The 18,635-nt window shown below is 44.4% G+C and carries 10 protein-coding genes; all 10 read right to left on the bottom strand.

Annotation, left to right across the window (positions count from 1 at the left end; genetic code table 11):
• Positions 1-212: 212 nt before the first annotated feature.
• The 10 genes from N2K84_RS17520 to N2K84_RS17475 all read right to left on the bottom strand — a co-directional run bounded on the left by N2K84_RS17520 (position 213) and on the right by N2K84_RS17475 (position 18,513).
• A complete protein-coding gene (locus N2K84_RS17520; protein ID WP_282593133.1) occupies positions 213-848 on the bottom strand; it encodes a GDSL-type esterase/lipase family protein in 636 nt (211 codons plus the stop codon).
• Between the two features lie 68 nt (positions 849-916).
• Complete coding sequence (locus N2K84_RS17515) at positions 917-2,272, bottom strand: alpha-L-fucosidase (protein WP_282593132.1); 1,356 nt, start codon at positions 2,270-2,272, stop codon at positions 917-919.
• An 85-nt stretch (positions 2,273-2,357) separates the two neighbouring features.
• Positions 2,358-4,358 carry a glycoside hydrolase family 97 protein gene (locus N2K84_RS17510; RefSeq protein ID WP_282593131.1) on the bottom strand — a complete coding sequence of 667 codons (2,001 nt, stop codon included), beginning with the start codon at positions 4,356-4,358 and terminating at the stop codon, positions 2,358-2,360.
• 61 nt (positions 4,359-4,419) lie between these two features.
• On the bottom strand, positions 4,420-6,411 hold the full coding sequence (locus tag N2K84_RS17505) for a retaining alpha-galactosidase (RefSeq protein ID WP_282593130.1): 1,992 nt from the start codon (positions 6,409-6,411) through the stop codon (positions 4,420-4,422).
• A 33-nt stretch (positions 6,412-6,444) separates the two neighbouring features.
• Entirely contained in the window at positions 6,445-8,631 is a 2,187-nt protein-coding gene (locus N2K84_RS17500) for a glycoside hydrolase family 3 C-terminal domain-containing protein (RefSeq protein ID WP_282593129.1), read from the bottom strand.
• 80 nt (positions 8,632-8,711) lie between these two features.
• Entirely contained in the window at positions 8,712-10,301 is a 1,590-nt protein-coding gene (locus tag N2K84_RS17495) for a GH39 family glycosyl hydrolase (RefSeq protein ID WP_282593128.1), read from the bottom strand.
• 18 nt (positions 10,302-10,319) lie between these two features.
• Entirely contained in the window at positions 10,320-13,184 is a 2,865-nt protein-coding gene (locus tag N2K84_RS17490) for a TIM-barrel domain-containing protein (RefSeq protein ID WP_282593127.1), read from the bottom strand.
• A gap of 320 nt (positions 13,185-13,504) precedes the next feature.
• Positions 13,505-14,656, bottom strand: a complete 1,152-nt coding sequence (locus N2K84_RS17485; protein ID WP_282593126.1) for a glycoside hydrolase family 5 protein — start codon at positions 14,654-14,656, stop codon at positions 13,505-13,507.
• A gap of 121 nt (positions 14,657-14,777) precedes the next feature.
• Entirely contained in the window at positions 14,778-16,976 is a 2,199-nt protein-coding gene (locus tag N2K84_RS17480) for a beta-glucosidase family protein (protein WP_282593125.1), read from the bottom strand.
• Between the two features lie 16 nt (positions 16,977-16,992).
• On the bottom strand, positions 16,993-18,513 hold the full coding sequence (locus N2K84_RS17475) for a family 43 glycosylhydrolase (RefSeq protein ID WP_282593124.1): 1,521 nt from the start codon (positions 18,511-18,513) through the stop codon (positions 16,993-16,995).
• Positions 18,514-18,635 lie beyond the last annotated feature (122 nt).

The raw sequence follows: 18,635 nt of genomic DNA, 5'->3' as shown, positions 1-18,635 counted from the left end.
AGGTTAAAATACAGAAAATATTCCTTACCCCATTGCCTGTATTTATACAAAAAGAGAAGCACGATGTTTCGAATAGCGTATCGTCATGTTTCCTTTATTGCAACATCCGATTCTTCACCACTTGAAATTCAAAATCTAACGTCTATTATCAGAAGGAGACGGGAACATGTCCGGGGCATGAAACCGTTTCTATGTTTCACACCCCGGGATATTTATTTCCTGATTTCTTTTGCAATAATGTCAGCCATCATTTTGGCTGCCTGCTCGTTTGGGTGGATACTATCCGGAAAATTTGCCCCTTGCGATAACATCGGATGGTAGAGATCGATCACCGGCAAATGATTAGCTTCTGCAAGCTTTTCAACAATGGGGATAACACCGTTTTTTACAGTCGAATCGTTGATCCCCCACTTTGTTTTAAACGCAGGGACCGGCAGGCACAAATAAATCCGCGGATTTGCAGGGATGGTCCTGAAGGTATCAATCAAAGCCTGGTAATCTTCCTCGTACCGGTCGGCTTGCCAGTTATTGGGTTTGGTATCATTGGTCCCCAGTTTAATAACGATAATGTCGGGGTTAAATGCAAAAACATTTGAAAACTCCTTGCAAATCCAATATGGAAAGTCCCCCTTTTTCTGCAAGGTGGTGGCGCTCCGGCCCGAATTCAATACCATGTATCCGGAACCAAGAATACTACCGAGTACCACAGGGTATCCCGTCTTGCTTTGAACGGCCAAACCATAACCTTCCGTAATGCTGTCACCCACACATGCCACGCGGGTTATTTTAGTTGTACATGAATACAGAAGTATCAGAAATACTACGCAAAAGTTTATTATTCGTCTCATTCTATTAAATATCAGGTTATATGCTTACATTATCCACAACGCTAACAAACTTAATCCGTCAAAACAAGTTAAATAACAGCAGCCTGCGGCATTCCAACAACCTCAATCACCACCACTGAATTAATTTCATCCGGGGCGTTTTCAGGCAATGAAACCTGAATTTTCCCATCTTCAATGGTATAATCCAACGCTTCCTCCGGATCATTCATCAGATATATTTTTTGAATGGAATTTGTCAATGCCGGAATAGAAAGAACCCGATTCTGGGGCCAACTAAAAATATGGGCAAACAGTTTTCCATCTTTTTTGGTATAAAAGCCCCATTCCGGTTCGGTTTTAAACGGACTGCGGGTGGTGCCATAAATGCTTGCCCCGTAAATTTTCATCCAGTTTCCCATACTCCGCAAGGTATCGGCTGTTTCTGACGGCACAGATCCGTCTCCTTTCGGGCCAATATTGAGCAAATAATTACCGTCTCGTGAAACAACTTTTACCAATTCCTGAATTAATGTCTTAGCCGATTTATAATTGTGGTCATTCTCATTGTATCCCCAGGTTCTGTTCATCGTCTGGCAGGTTTCCCACTGGCGTGTACGGGGAGCTTCCGGCACTTCCTGCTCGGGACATTCAAAGTCCCCCAATCCGAAATGGCGGGCTACACGCTCATTTATAATCATATCCGGGTCGAGTTTGACCAGGTAATTGTACAGATCAATACCATCTTCCTTTGTCCACCATTTTTCCGGTGTCGGGTTGTTCGCTTTGTATGTCCAGTCGCCGTCGAACCACAGCACAGCCGGATGGTATCGTTTGATCAATTCTTTTAGCTGGGCCTTCATATCGCGGATATATGCAGTTCGTGCCAATTCCGATTTTACAGTTGAAAAGGTACCGCCATCGATATGATTGATTTCCTGAGAAGAATGCCCCCAGTCGAGAATTGAATAATAGAGGCAAAACTTAATATCATTGGCTTCGCAGGCTTTTTTCAACTCCATTAGTACATCTCTTTTCCCGAAAGAAGTATACCGGGGCAGGCTGTACATTTTCTTGCCTGTAACGTCTTTGAAACTTTTCACCTTGGTGTCCCACATGCTGAAACCTTCGTGGTGTTTGGCTGTGATGACAATGTATTTCATACCAGCATTTTTTGCAAGCTGAACTATTTCATTGGCATCAAATTTCGACGGGTTAAATTGGGTTGAAACCTTTTCCTGATAATCGGCCTTATTCCAATTTTCGATACTGAAAGCCCACTCGCCATGACCCAGGGACGAGTAACTCCCCAGGTGAATAAACATCCCGAAACGGGCATCGTACCACCAAGCTAATTTCGACGGAATCTGATATTGGGCATTGGCCCCGTTTAGCAAACTACAAATCATTAATACAATCCCAATTAGTAGAATAGCATATTTCTTCATAAAACATTGTTTTTTATTCCTGAACATATTTTTAAATTACGCCTTTTAAGAATAAATTTTTCCCCTAATTCTTATCAGCCATTAGTTACTTCCTGATAAAACTGATGGCACAACCACCCCCTTCACCCAGCTTTAGCTGCAGCGTATCGGTTGATTGAACCGTTTGAGTTGTTATTGCTACATCCATTGGGTTGTGCTCATAGCCTGTTCCGGGAGCATCGGCATAAATGGTTGCCGTATATTTGGCCCCCTCATCTAAAAACGACAGGCTAACCGATAATTCACGGGCTTCCTCGTTGGTCATACTTCCCAAGAACCAGTTTTCGCGGTGACGGTCTTTTCTTGCCACGGTGATGTATTCGCCAATTTCTCCGTTCAGCACCTTCGTGTCTTCCCAATCGACCGGCACATCCAATAAGAATTTGAATGCCGGGTTACCATCATAGTTTGATGGAAGATCGGCCAACATTTGTATGGGAGAATAAAGGGTGACATAGTACGACAACTGTTTGGCAACCGTACTGTGTACCTTATGTCCGTATCCCTGTTTGGTTTCCACGTCGAAAATTCCGGGGGTAAAATCCATTGGCCCGGCCAGAAAGCGGGTAAACGGCAACACACACATGTATGAAGGCGGATTTCCTTCGCTCCAGGCATCGTATTCCTGGCCGCGGGCTCCCTCGCGAGCCATCATGTTGGGGTAGGTGCGGCGTTCGCCGGTATCCTTTATGGGCTCGTGGAAGTTGACAGCCAACTGGTATTCAGCCGCTTTTTTCAGGACATAGCGGTAATAACTGACGCCAAACTGTCCGTGGTGCCATTCTTTCATGTTGAGGCGCGACCCCACCTGGCCGATTTTAATATCGTGCATGCCCAATTTCTGATAAAGCGCCATGCCCTCGTCAATTTGTTCGAGGTAGTTGATGATGTTTGAACCTGTTTCTTGGTAGCCGATTAGTTTGACGCCTTTCGAGTTTCCATATTCAACCACTTTTTCAATGTCGAACCCATCAGCACAATCGGTAAAACTGAACATGTGCATCGCATTCTCGTACCATTGCGGCGTCCATCCTTTGTTCCAGCCTTCGATTAGCAACCGGTCGATTCCATTTTTCGCAGCAAAATCGATATAATCTTTTGCATTTTCGGTCGTTGCCCCTTGTTGTGGGCTTTCCCAAAAGGTATATTTCCCGATGTGCATTCCCCACCAGATGCCCATGTATTTCGACGGGCGTATCCAACTGGTGTCTTCCAGTTTGTTGGGCTCATTCAAATTCAGGATCAGGTACGAGGTGATCAGGTCGCCCGGCGTACGACCAATTTGAAGTGTTCTCCATGGTGTTTGGAACGGAGCTTTTGTTTTCACTTTCACCCCGTCGGACCACGGCACCAGGTCGCATTTTAGCTTGGTTCCCGAGGTATGGGCAAGGGTCATGCTGGCATAATCGACCAATGCTGCCTCGTGAAAACTAAGGAACAAGCCATTGTTGCTTTCGATGGTCAAAGGCGTATGAACCGTGTCCAATACACTCACAGTTGATTTGGTGAACAGGTACTCATACCGGTTATCGCGATAAGCCGGGATCCACCAGGCATTGCCATCATCGTTCAGGTTAAATTCGGTCAGTTCATCCATAATGAATAAACTGTCCTTGCCAGCTTGCTCCGGATAAATGTACCGGAAAGCAATGCCGTCATCGAAAGCCCGGAACTGAATTTCGATGACACGCTTTTCCCCTGTTTTCTCCTGAAGTGTAACCGAGAGCTGATTGTATTGATTTCGGATAAAACGCTTTTCCCCCCACACCTGTTCCCAGGTTTCGTCAAAAGATGAGGGTTGCATGTCTTTTACTTCCAGGTTGGCATACAAAGAATCCTGGTTGCTGAACACAAAACCCATTCTTGACGGCGCCAGGACCTGCAAATCCGATTGACTTACAGCGTAGCTGGGCTTGCCGTTTTCTAATTCGAATTGAATTTTATTGATTCCGTTGGGCGACGTCAATTCGTAAACAACCGGTTCATTTTTGGTTTGGCATGCAATGCACAGAGCAAAAACAGCCGGGAAAATTAGTTTCTTGATCATCGGGATTGTGGCTTTTTTGTGTCAGTTTATTTTTGGGTAATTCCTTTCTAGTGCGATATCCTTACAATTTATCGAACCGTGCTGCCCAACCACCAGCCGGCGCTAACTGAATTACCAGTTTATCTTTATTGGTCAATAGCTTTTCTTCGCGTTTATAATCAGTGGCATCGCGATCGGCATTGATGCCATCGCTGAATATTTCGGCTTTATACTGCCCTTCGGGTAAGAATGACAAATCAACAGTCAGCGAACGGGCATCCCAGTTGGTTAACGCACCTACATACCAATTGTCATTTTTGTTGCGAGCCGTCACAATATATTCGGACACGTTGGCATCCAACACAACTGTCCGATCCGTAACAGTGGGCGTTTTGGCAATAAAACGGGTACATTCGTCTTCCTTCCGGTAAATGGTAGGATTGTCGCACAGCATTTGCAACGGAGCTTCAAACACCACATACATTGCCATTTGATGCACACGGGTCCCCTGACTCATTGGCATTGAATTGGAAGGCTGAAAATTTTCCCTGGTAGCATTACGCATGGCTCCCGGAGTATAATCCATCGGACCCGACATCATTCGGATAAACGGAAGCGTAACATCATAAGGCGGCATATTATCCCGAGCCCATTTTACATTTTCCAATCCCTTTACTCCTTCGAAATTCAACACGTTAGGCCATGTTTTTTGAATGCCCGAAGGTTTCATGCCATGATAATCGAGCAGTATTTTATGTTGCGCAGCCAGCTCCGCTATGTCGTAGCACGAGCGCATCGCTTTTTGATCGTCGCGGTCAAAAAAGTCAACCTTAAAGCCCTTTACGCCCATTTCAGCATACTTTGCAAAGGCTTGTTCCTTCACCGTATCCAGATCGTGCCAGGCAGCCCAAAGCATAATGCCCACATTTTTACTTTTGGCATAATCAAGTATCTCTTTCAGGTCGATTTCATCCGACGAAGTCAGCAAATCGTGTCCTTTATACCATCCCTCATCAAGCACCACATATTCTACACCGTAATCCGAAGCAAAGTCGATGTAATATTTGTAGGTTGGGGTATTAATCCCCGCCCTGAAATCAACGTGTGAGATATTCCAGTTGTTCCACCAGTCCCAGGCTACTTTGCCGGGCTTAATCCATGAGGCATCCGCGATTCGTGAAGGAGCAGCCAGGCGCTGTACCATATCGTTATCGGCCAATTCTTTATCAGAATTACTGATAAAAACGACACGCCACGGGAATTCGCGTGGTTCCGACGTTTTAGCTATAAAATCAGCCCGTCTGCTCACCCATAAATTCAAATTATCGTAACCTCCAATTCTTTCATCCAGGGGATATTTGGGGAAAACACCCACAAATCCATGTTCCGCTTGTTTATTGAGATTGAGGTACATCCCGGGATAATCCTCCAGGTCTGTTTCCATCACCAAGGCTTTCTTCTGATTCCCCAAATCGACCAACAACGGGAGAATTGCCAGAGAGTCGATGCGGAACTGCGAGATATTGATCCGGTCGTAAATAACTTCAAAAGGGGTTTGAAACAGATCGCCCTCACGAGGATCGCACACATAAGGTACCCAAGCCTTATGATCAGCTTTAAAATTAAAGTTTGCTACCTCGTTTTCAATGACAATTCCACCTTTCTTCGTGGAGAAGAAACGATAGGCAATGCCATCGTTGTAGGCTCTGAAAATCACGCCATAGTCGCCTTTAAAGGTGACTGTCACCTGATTGTAATTGTCCGAAACTTCTTTCTTTCGATAATTTATCGCTGTGATTGTTGTGTTTACCGAATCACTTTTTGTTGACTTTATCCTGGCATGATTGCCCAATATTTTTCCATCGGCCAACAGCAAAGATATATTTGACGGCGCGATTACCGTATCACCAGATTGAATTAAGGCCCAGCTTAGTTCTGAACCAACTTGAATTTGCAGCGAGATTTGCTTGTTTGGGGACGACAGCTTCATCTCAACAGGATTTGCTGTAGCAAAACATACTTGCGCAGAAAGCAACGCCATAAAAAACAATGAAAAACAGATCATCTTTCTCATTTCACACATGTTTATAAGTACCTTAATAACCTACTATTTAACGACACTCACTTTCTTTGTCTGATACAAATCTTTAGATGAATTGCCAAGCATCAGCACAAAATCACCAGCTTCAACATTCCACCCTTTGATTTTCTCATCATAAAAGGCCAGATCAGAAACGTTCACATTTAACTCAACCGTTTTTGTTTCGCCCTGTTGCAGAAATACCTTTTCGAAGGCTTTTAATTCTTTTTCAGGACGGAGAACGGAGCATTCCGGATCGCTTACATAAAGCTGGGCAACTTCGGCGCCATAACGCGAGCCGGTATTTTTTACCGTAAATTTCAACCGGATTATATCATCTTTTTGATAGCTTTCCTTGTCGGTAGAAAGCTCACTGAACTCGAAATTAGTATAGGACAGCCCATAACCAAATGGAAATTGTGGCGCTATCTTCTTGGTGTCGAACCAGCGGTAACCCACCAAAATGTCTTCTTCGTAGTTTACTTTTTCGTCACGTCCCGGGAAATTCCCCAAAGCATGGGCAGGAGATTGTTCCAATGAAACAGGTAGTGTAAACGGCATTTTACCGGACGGATTTACTTTGCCACTCAACACATCAGCCACGGCATTTCCGGCTTCCATGCCACCAAACCAAGCCCATAAAATTGAAGGAACACGGTTAACAATACCTCCAAGTTCAAGCGGTGAACCTGCGATAATAACGACTACGGTATTCGAATTTACCTTCGCTACTTCACGAATCAGTGTTTCCTGTCCATAAGGCAATCTCATGTGTTGTCGGTCAAATGATTCAGTATCAAAATCGTGGTTTAAACCGCAGAAAACGATTGCTACATCAGATTTCTTTGCGGCTTCCACAGCTTCTTCAATCAAAGCCCAGTCTACACGATCGGTATTCGATTGCCCGGCATTACTTCCTTCAATAAAGGTTGATTGTTTTTCGTATCCCTGGGCAAAGTTGATTGTTACATCTTGTCCGAATTTCTTTTGAATTGCTTCGAGAGGTGTTATCTCATACAAAGTTTTAATTTCAGAACTTAACCCTCCGCCACAATGTTTGCGGGTAGCATTATCGCCGATTACAGCCACTGATTTCAGTTTATTGAAATCAATCGGAAGCAGATTCCCGTTGTTTTGTAATAACACCGCAGCTTCAGCAGCCGAATTATAAGCGGCTTTCTGGTGTTCTGGTGTATTCATTACGCCCTTTTCGCGGGATTTATTATCCCCCAATACCTTTGTTTTCATCATCACACGAAGCACATTGGCTACTTTTTCATCTACAACAGACATCGGCACTTTACCTTCTTCGACTGCTTTAATCAACGGATTAGCGAAATACCATTCGTTGTAATCCGCAATGGTAGTCCCCATTTCAAGATCGAGCCCGGCCAATGCCGCTTTTACAGTACTATGGGCTGCATCCCAATCGGTCATCAGAACTCCTTTAAATCCAAGCTCATTACGTAAAATCTCACGGTCAAGGTATTCATTCTCCGAACACCAGTCACCACGAAATTTATTGTATGCAGCCATGACTGTGTAAGCTCCACCGTCCACGACAGCCGCTTTAAAGGACGGCAAATAAATCTCCCTCAACGCCCTTTCACTCATCGTCACATCAACAGTCGTTCGATGATCTTCCTGGTTGTTGGCTAACCAGTGCTTTACACTTGCAGCCACATCTTTTGATTGCAAGGCTTTAATGTATGGAACTGTTATTGCCGAGTTCAACACCGGATCTTCGCTCGTGTATTCAAAGTTCCGTCCACAAAGCGGCGAACGGATAATATTCACTCCCGGACCAAGTAAAACATCCTTTTTGCGAAAACGGGCTTCTTCTCCTAAAACAAGTCCACGCTCATAAGCCAGGGCCGGATTCCAACTGGCGGCCAGGGCCGTTCCCGGAGGGAAACAAGTTGAAGAGTCATTGGTCCAGCCGGCATAAGCCCAGTCATGCCGGTTAATTTCCGCACGCACACCGTGTGGGCCATCCGATAAGGCCCACTCGGGAATGCCCAACCTTTCGACACCGGATACATAAAACTTGGAGTTGGCGTGCAGAAGGCCAACTTTTTCCTGAATGGTCATTTTTTTAATCAAAGACTGGATCTTTTGCTCCTGAATGTCCTTTTTGGCAGGGATCATTTCAGCCTGAGCCGTCCCTACTATCAAAAAAGCAAGTGCAAGTAATTTTAAAAGTTCCTTTTTCATTTTCAGCTTGTTATCTATTTTTAGCGACAATTATTCCAATTAATAATTCAATTTAAGTTGAGCCTAATAATGCAACCCAATCAACGTTTAACCAAATTTAGCATGACAACATCATTTTCCCGAATGTCAAACTCTCTTGAGAAACTTCCGTCAGCATCAACATCAATCATTTCTGTTAGAACGGGAGAACCATCATTCAGTCTCTTCAACTCCGCCACTTGTTGTTGGCTAAGTTGATTTGGCTTGCCCATGTCAATATAACCGGTATAGGCATCATTCACTCGATAACCTACCTTGTAGACCTCCAATGCATATTTACCTGCCGGAATGTTAGACAGGTTTACTTTTGCTTTCCCCTTCGATTTTGAAGGTAAATCTTTGATGTAATAATCCTGATTGTTGACCGAATCCGGAAGTGTGTAGGTAAAGTCCCACAAGAGCACCTGGATATCACCGTTTGCATCTTTGCAGGCCCATGAACGCGAATCTGTGTTAAGCAGTTCAGTGTTTCCAAGCTTGTTCATGTAGTTATAGGCAAAGAAAGCAGGTTTGGCGATACCTTCCATATTTAATAGTCCAAAGCCACCATGGAACGGTTCGAAACGCGGGCCGGCTTCCTCAAAGATATCAGTAAATACCCAGTATGACATTGAGTTGGCAGCAGTTCCGATCTGCTTAATCTTTTCCAGGATGTAGGCTGCCTCATGGTAGCTGTCGTGAATAGGATCGGATGGCGTGTAGGACGAGCTCCATTCAGTGTAATGCAACTCCAGATTTGGCTTTGCAGAAGTGGCAATCTCTTTTCGCGATTGCAGCACATCTCCACTTACACTCATTGGATCTTTACTCAATACTGTTCCACCTTTACCGAATTCATCGAGGAATCCTTGATTTACACCATACGAATGGGTACTGATAAAATCGATCGGAATATTGTTTTTAAGACAAAACTCAATCATTTCACTCTCCCATGCTGCACCAGCTGTCCCTGGTCCGCCAACCTTGTAATCGGAGTTTACACTTTTTATGGCCTTCACGGTGTATTCGTACAGTTTGAAATATTCCTCCTGTGTTCCAGCCCAGAAACCATCCAGGTTGGGTTCGTTCCAAACCTCGAAGTACCAGGTTTTCACCTCATCCTCACCATAACGTTCGGTAAAGTGCTGTGTCAGGTTGCGGATAAAATCCCCCCACTTGTTGTAGTCTTTCGGAGGTGTAACATTTCCTCTCCACCAAAAGATCGTTTTACTGCCACTGGCTAAGGCTGAAGGCATAAATCCCAGTTCGACAAAAGGCTTAATCCCGATACTTAACAGATAATCATACAAAGCGTCAATGTACATGTAGTTATACACCGGATTTCCTTTCCCGTCTTCCTTGTACACGGCCATATCATCGGTCAACAGACCGTGCATGCGGATATATTTGAAGTCACATTTTTCCTTTACGCAGGCAAGCTGTTGTTGCCAGTCGGCCCGCAGGCCTTCGTTGGCACGGCCTGCTCCGACGCATTCCCGGAACATGGTATTCAGTGCACCTTGTTCATTGTTAAAATCAACATTGATCACTCTTTCGGGCACTGTTGTCTTCTTATTGCTCTTGCCCTGTAATAAAACCGGTCCCACCACAAGAAGAGCGAATAGGAAAATGGTCAAGTGATTTGTTTTCATTTTTTCGAATTCAGTGAGTTATAATTTGATTGTTTGTTGATGGCCGTCGTAATGTACTGTCTGCCCTTGGGCATCAGGTTGAAAGGCTTTCGGGTTTTCTTTGCTTACCGGAACAATTACAAAGTTCCGTTCCTTCAACATTCCGTCAAATTCTCCTTTCCGATCTCCGATCGTCAGCGTTCCTTCGGCATCATTATAGCTAAACAGGATATTTGAACAAGCACCTTTTTCGTAATTGTAATTTACGCCTTCATCCTCGTAGAGGGTGAAATTGCCATTCTGTCCCCGGTAGACATACAGTACAATTTCCGCTGCAGGTTTCTCTTCTGTGTATTGGATTTCAGGGCCAACCGGGATGATTGCCCCTTCTTTAACAAACAAAGGTATTCTTTCATAAGGTGCATCAACAGTAAGCTTCTGACCACCGGCAATATATTCTCCCGAATAAAAATTATACCAGCCCCCATTGTTCGGGAAATAAACGTCACGTTGGCGATCCTCGTAACGATAGATAGGGCAAACCATAAATGATGGACCAAACATATATTGATCACCTATATTTTCCACTCTTTTATCAAACGAAAAATCCATGACCAAAGGACGCATAATGGTATAATCGTTGAAATAGGTCATGCCGGCCAATGAATAAATGTAAGGCATCAATCTGTACCGCAAATCGGTATAGTATGTAATTGACTCATAAGCCGGATGTCCTTTCGGCGCGATATTCCACACTTCACGGAATGGGAACTGTCCGTGCGATCGATATAGAGGTGCAAAAGCCCCAAATTGGTACCAACGGGTATTCAACTCGCGCCATTCTTTGTAATCGGCATTTTCTTTTCCGCTTTTGTTGTACTCCATCTGTCCGGCAACGTAGCGGTCTTCAACACAGAACCCGCCAATATCCATTGTCCAGTACGGAACGCCGCTTATCGAGAAGTTCAAACCGGCAGAAATCTGGGCTTTCATATCTTCCCAACGTGTACCAATATCGCCACTCCATGTTGCAGTTGAATACCTTTGTAACCCGGCAAAGCCGGAACGAGTAAGCAAGAAAACACGTTTATTGGGGGCGACACTGCGTTGTCCGTTATAAATTGCTTCAGCATTCATTAAAGCATAGGTGTTAAAATACTCTGCTGAAGGGCCTAATGCCGTTGGTCCACACAAGGATTTGCGGTATTCCATATCGGTACAATCAAGCACATTCGGCTCGCTGGCGTCCATCCACCAGGCATCAATCCCTAAAGGATATAGTTTTTCATACATCTGTTTCCAGAACAATTTCCGGGCACCAGCAGAGTATGCATCGTAGAATGAGCCGACATATCCAGGCCCTACCCAGTCGCGGACACTATCCTTAACGGCTTGCTGGTACATCCAACCCTTTTCATCAAATTCCTTGAAATGCGCGGTTGTAACATAAAACTTCGGCCATACCGAAATCATCATTTTTGCATTCATGGCATGGATGGAATCGACCATCTCCTTCGGGTTCGGAAAACGTTTCTCATCAAACTCATGACTACCCCATTCACTTTCACGCCAGTAGTTCCAGTCAAGAACAATGTTATCAATAGGGATTTTTCGTTTTCTGAATTCTTTCAATACATCTAAAATCTCGTCCTGGGTCTTGTAACGCTCGCGGCTTTGCCAATAACCCATTGCCCATTTGGGCATAATTTGCGACTTTCCTGTGAGTGTACGGTATCCTTTTATAATCTCGTCCATCGAATCACCATACACAAAATAGTAATCCAGTTTTTTATTCATTTCGCTCCACCAAACCTGGCTGTTCTGCTCGTCTTCAGGCTGTGGGGTTTGAACGCGTAACCCGCAATAGGACCTTCCGCCATCCGGTTTCCACTCCACACGCAAAGGCACCCGTTTTCCGGCTTCCAATTCAAAAGTAAATTTATAGCTGTTCGGATTCCAGGCTGTACGCCAACGTTCGGGTACAACCAATTCATTATTCAAATATACCTTTACATACCCGGCGTAATATAAAATAAAACGAAACGCTCCACTTTCAGATGCCTCAATATCACCTTCATAGGTCACACTAGCGCCCTTTAGCGGAAAATTTTCCGGAAGATTTTTTATCGATTTTATGTCTTCAAAACACAACGAGTCTTCTTCTCGCACCATTTGCTTCAGATCTCCATTCCAGCGCTGGTACGTTCCGGTCAGGCTTCCACGTTCCCCTTTCTTATTATACAAATTAAAAACCCGGTTCAACTGTTTGTACTCCCGGCTGTCACCAAAACGGCTCAACGAATAGCTGTCCCACAAAAGACCGTAATTCTTATTGGAAACAATAAAAGGTACAGAGACTTTTGTATTGTACTGGAACAGCTCTTCACTTTTTCCCTTGTAGTTGAACTCATCCGACTGGTGTTGCCCTAACCCGTAGAAGTCTTCATCGTCGGGTGAATTAAATAACTGCCGGACAGAATAGCCTTTTGTTCCCTCTTCCTCAATTGGTGAAAATGTTCTGCCACCACCTGACTTCTCAGCCAAAATCAGATGACCAGCCTTATCTTTAAACTGAATCCCGCCATCCAGCTTCGAAACCATAACGTTCAACCGGGCAGTGCTCAGCAAAATCGAATCGCCTGCATCCTCCACCTCAAACGGAACGGTTTGAAGCCCCGGCACGATAATCAAACTTGAATCTGTTGGAAAATCTTTGTCTGGAGTTGCTGAAACGTGGATTAACTCGTCACCTAACACCTGGACTCGAAGCTTACTGGCTTCCACCTTATTTTCTTGCCTTAAATTTAAAATGACACCGTCATCTGTCAACTGGTATTGCGGCTGAGAACATGCAGCAAATAACAATCCGGCAAAAAGACAGAGGTGTATCCGTTTATTTTTCATTTAACTGTTTTGGTTTTAATAGAATTATTTGGAGCACTAAATTCAGAAAAAACAATGGTTCCAGAGGGTCTTTATGTATTAAAGAGAGTATGCTTATGTCGTAAATGGCGCCACATGGCGATTATTATTCATCTTACACCCGGCAAAAGCACCTTTACATCCCTATTCATTTGCGGCAGCCTGTTCGTCCTTTGTATTCTTCAACGTGTTTCCCGTTCTAAATTTAAAATTCCCAACCGAAGTTAGCGCTTCAGCCGGGAATCAAATTTATAGGTCATAACCCATCGGCAATTTCTACAATTTCACCGTCAGGCATGAATTCATCGAAACGAATATGCTGTATTTGCCTCTTGGATCTCTTTAGCCCCTTGCATCATCGCATCAAGAACACCCCGATCCAATATTTTTCCGGTTCGACGGTCAAATAATCCCATGGGAACATCCCAATAATATGGGATTAACCCATTACTAATAGCAGTTTTTACAACATATTTATTAAAATACTCTACAGAAGCACTATTAAGTGCCTGATCCGACGGAGAATTGAGGGTTCGCTTAAACGCGCCATATTCGCCGATTATGACCGGTATGCCTTTATCTACAAACTTCTTTCTGACCTCGCTGAAAAGCGAATCGATATGCCCCTCCTCACCCCAGGAGGCATTACGGTCCGGTTCGGTTTCTGAATGGTTATTTTTCCCCCAATAGTAAACCACCCCTCCCCAGTCTGCATCTTTTTGCATGAGACAGAATTGGAAAGGCGTGTAGTAATGTACCTCCACCATCAGGCGATCATCAATCTTGTCTTTGGGCATGACGTTCATCAATTTACAGGTTTTTTCCATATCCGTTTCAGGTCCCTGGATAATAAGCGTACGTGAACTATTGTTTCCTCCGGTTGCACGAACAGCATCAACAAAGGTCTGATAGTAAGACAATAAAATAGACATTCCGACTGAATCTGACGCATTTGGTTCATTTGCACCGGCAAAGAGCAAATGTTCATCATAGTCTTTGAAGTAGTCCGCTATTTGGGTCCAGTACGCATATTGTCTTTCGTTTACTTTTGGCTGATTGGCCACATCAATCCTGTTTTCCAGCCATCCATTATCCCAGTGCATATTAATGATCACATACAAGCTATCGCAAATACAATAGTCCACAACATCTTTCACCCGGGCAATCCAGTCTGCATCAATCTCACTTGTAATCGTATCGGAGTGGCAAAACCAGGCTACAGGAATCCGGATTGTATTGAAACCGGCAGCTTTAACTGAATCAATTAATGTTTGTGAAGTCCGACCGCCCCCCCAGGCATCTTCACCACAGATCGCCTCCAAGGTGTTTCCCAAGTTCCAGCCAACGTGCATTTGCTTTGCTAATTCACGGGCGGTTGGCAGCTGTGCCCTTACATTCATGGACATCAAAAGTCCGACTGCAAAAATTAGCAGTTTTATTTTTATTATCATCATTAAATGTTTTAACGGTTATCTATTCAAGTCATATCGCTTAAGGGAAAGCGTTTTGGTGTCAGTTAAAAGAGAACTCTCATTTTGCAGCATTTTGCAAATCAAGACACTGCAAGATTTTATTCTATTGAACGTTCACAGTCATATTACCTTTTATATCACGCGATGAACTACCAAGAATAAGGTTGTAACTTCCTGGCTCCACTTCCCACTCACTTTTCAATTCGTTGTAGTATGCAAAACTGCTTACCGGAACATCCAGTGTTACCTCCTGACTTTCTCCGGCTTTGAGGAACACCTTTTTGAATGCCTTCAGTTCTTTGGCTGCACGGGCCACCCCGGATTTGGGCTTGCTCACATAAAGTTGTGCTGTTTCCGCCCCGTCAACTTTTCCGGAATTAGTCAACGTGAATGATACTTTTACTGTTCCTTCGGCTTTTACTTTGTCCAGATCAACAGTAGGTTTCGACCAGGCGAAGGTGGTATAGCTCAGACCATAACCAAAAGGGAACAGCGGAGCAATCTTCTTGGTATCCAACCAACGATAACCGACCAGGATATCCTCTTTATAATATACATTGACACTGTCGCCCGGGTAACAAAGTTTATCGAAAGAATGGGCGCCAATATCTTCCGGTTTTTTCGGGAACGAGATTGGGAGTTTGCCGGAAGGATTTACCTCGCCCGAAATAACATCGGCCAGCGCGTTGCCCGCTTCCGAACCAAGGTACCATCCCTGTACAATCGCCGGAACCTTGTCCACCCAAGGCATAGCAACTGCGTTTCCGCTAAGCAGGACAACTGCTGTGTTTTTATTTACATTCAGTAGCTCTTCAATCAGCTTGTCCTGTCCGAAAGGAAGGTTAAGAGACTGGCGGTCACCGCTTTCACAGTCCTGAAAATAGTTTTTGTTGAGTCCGCCAATAAAAAGCACGATATCGGCATCACGGGCAACTTCGATAGCTGCATTCACCAGTGAATCGGCATTCAATTTTGATGGTTCTTCCCTTCCGTAAAGCGATGGCCCGGATGCATAGCCCATGCTGTAAACAATGTGGGTCTCGCCATATTTGTCTTTCAATCCCTGCAACGGCGATACTTCATACGCCACTTTAAGCGAGGTAGAACCTCCTCCTACAACCATACTGCGGGAAGCATTTTCACCGATAACGGCAATTTTTTTGTATTTACCTGAAGGGATGGGAAAGAACTGTTCGTTATTCTTTAAAAGAACAATACCTTCCCGGGCAATCTCACGTGCAGCCTGGCTGTGTTCCGGCGAAACAAAGCGTCCGAAAGGCCGGTTGGCGCTCATAGTGGTGCGGAAGATTAAACGCAATATACGGCGAGCTTTGTCATCAAGTTTTGCGATGTCATACTTTCCTGATTTAAGTCCTTCCAGAAAGGGATCGGCCAGATAATAGCTTGAAAACGGGAAATGTCCCTGTGTTGTTAAGCCATTGGTGTAAGTCCCCATTTCGATGTCAAGGCCATTGTTGACAGCTTCGTCGGTATTGTGCACACCGCCCCAGTCGCTTACAACCACACCGTCGAACTTCCAATCCTGTTTCAGGATTTTATTCAGCAGAAGATCGTTATGGCAGCAGTACTCGCCCCTGAATTTGTTGTACGCTCCCATGATCGACCAGGCTTCTCCCTCCTGCACAGCCGCTTTAAAAGCTGGCAGATAAATTTCGTGCAGGGCACGGTCGCTCACATTTACATTGATTTCACCCCGGCATATCTCCTGGTTGTTCAATGCGAAATGCTTTACGCAAGCTGCAACACCATTGTCCTGAACACCCTGAACATACGGCACGACCATGCGCGAAGCCAGGTATGGATCTTCGCCCATGTATTCGAAATTCCTGCCGTTCAACGGGGTACGGTAAATGTTCACCCCCGGAGCCAGCAACATGGTTTTGTTGCGGTATCGGGCTTCTTCGCCAATCGACTTGCCAAACAACATGGCCATCTCGGGATTAAAAGTTGCAGCCAAAGCGGTTAACGCAGGGAATGCAGTACACGAGTCATTGGTCCATCCTGCCCCACTCCATTCGTCCCAGATTTTTTCGTCGCTAACACCATGAGATCCATCAACAGACCATACCTCGGGAATTCCAAGCCGTGCTACTCCTTTCGAACTAAACTTTGACTGGGCATGGCAAAGCGCCACTTTTTCTTCGGTAGTCATCAGCGAAAGGGCATTTTCGACCCGTTCTTCAATGGGCTTGGTAACATCAAGATAAACCGGTGTTTTTTGTTGTGCTGGCACCACTAGTGAGGCTCCAAGCATTATTGTGAAAAGAATTCTTGATTTCATTGATATATGCACTTATCTATTTAATAGGTTGATATTTAAAATTCTTAAACTGCACACTTCCTTCTCCAATGGCACAAAGGCCGATTCGCAGACTTAAAAAACCACTTAACCCGTTATGATTCAGCGAAGAAACTTCCAGCGAAGTTTCTATTTTTGTCCAGTTTTCGCCATCAGTACTGTAAAACATGTCTACCGTATTCTCTGTGTTTTTCAGCTTCAGAAAGACATGTTTTTCAATTACATTCTTTTCTGATGCGAACTGCCATCCCCGAAGATTGGTCAGGACATTTTCAGTGTCGGCCAGAATTCCTGAATATGCACTGTTATTATAAAACATCACCAAACCACCTACCGCATTTCCGTCAATGACCAACTCTACTTCCGCGGTATATGAATGGTCAGATGGAACACATAACATTGGCGAACAATTACTAACGTAATTTCCTTTCCCTTTTACGACCAATGAATTATCTGCGAAATGAAACCGGGTTGTATCATATTCACCAAAAAATTTCCATTGCAGGCCCAATGACTTTCCGTCAAAGTCATCACTTAGCGAAAAAGTCGATTTTGCAGTTTCGGCATAAGGCCGTTTGATCGGTTCTTCGGTTTTGACCCCATCGGTAATTTTAAACCAACCGTCTTCTGTCCATTCTATCGGTTCCATAAGGGTTTGGCGTCCCATGTTAAGGTAGTCTTTTTCATAGCCATGAAATACAACCCACCAACTTCCTTTTGTATCCTCCAATATCGTTCCATGACCTTTTGACCACCACCGTTCTGCTTTGCTCCAGGTTTTGACAATCGGATTGTATGGCGAATTCTCCCAAGGACCAAAAGGAGATTTCGAACGGGCTGAAATAATCATGTGACCAGTAGCTGGCCCTGCGGTTCCGCCCTCGGCAACCGTCAGGTAATAATAGTCGCCATGTTTTGTCAGTTTAGGGCCTTCCAATGCAAAAAGCTCGATGCTCCAGTCGCGTGGAATTGGCCAACCATCGTACGAGTGTGTAATTTCCCCGACTACTGAAAGTCCGTCATCAGATAACTGGACATAACCACCACTGTTGAAATATAAATAGCGTTTGCCGTTTTCATCGACCACGTGCCCGGGATCGATAGCCTTTATATTTAAATCAATGGGGTCGCTCCACTGACCATTGATTGAGTCGGCAACCACGACATAAATTTTATCATTGGCCGGGAAATAGATATAGTATTTGTCTTTATATTTTGCAATATCCGGGGCCCATACCGAACCAATATACTTGTGCAGTGCGCTGGTAACCGGGTTCCAGTTTATCAGATCCTTTGACTCCCAAACCGTCAAGCCGGGATAATACTCAAATGACGAATGAACCATATAATAAGTATCACCATCGCGCATAATACTTGGGTCGGGATAATCACCAGCAAAAACCGGATTTAAATAATACCCGTCGCCTTTATCGCAGGGTTGGGTCTGGTATTGGGCTTTTACGTGGAAGGTCAACTGGAAAAACAGAATAACAAGTATCGGTTTAATTATCACTTTCATTTTTTACATTGTTTAGGTTTGGTCGAATCAACGATATTGTGAGCACCCAGTAAGGATTTAAGAAAACAAATCGTAAAAATACGCGACATCCGCCCCGGATAGGTACTGTGATGTTTCTCACA

The sequence above is a fragment of the Gaoshiqia sediminis genome (assembly GCF_025907915.1).
Lineage (GTDB): Bacteria > Bacteroidota > Bacteroidia > Bacteroidales > Prolixibacteraceae > Gaoshiqia > Gaoshiqia sediminis.
This window is presented reverse-complemented; position numbering and strand designations above follow the sequence as displayed.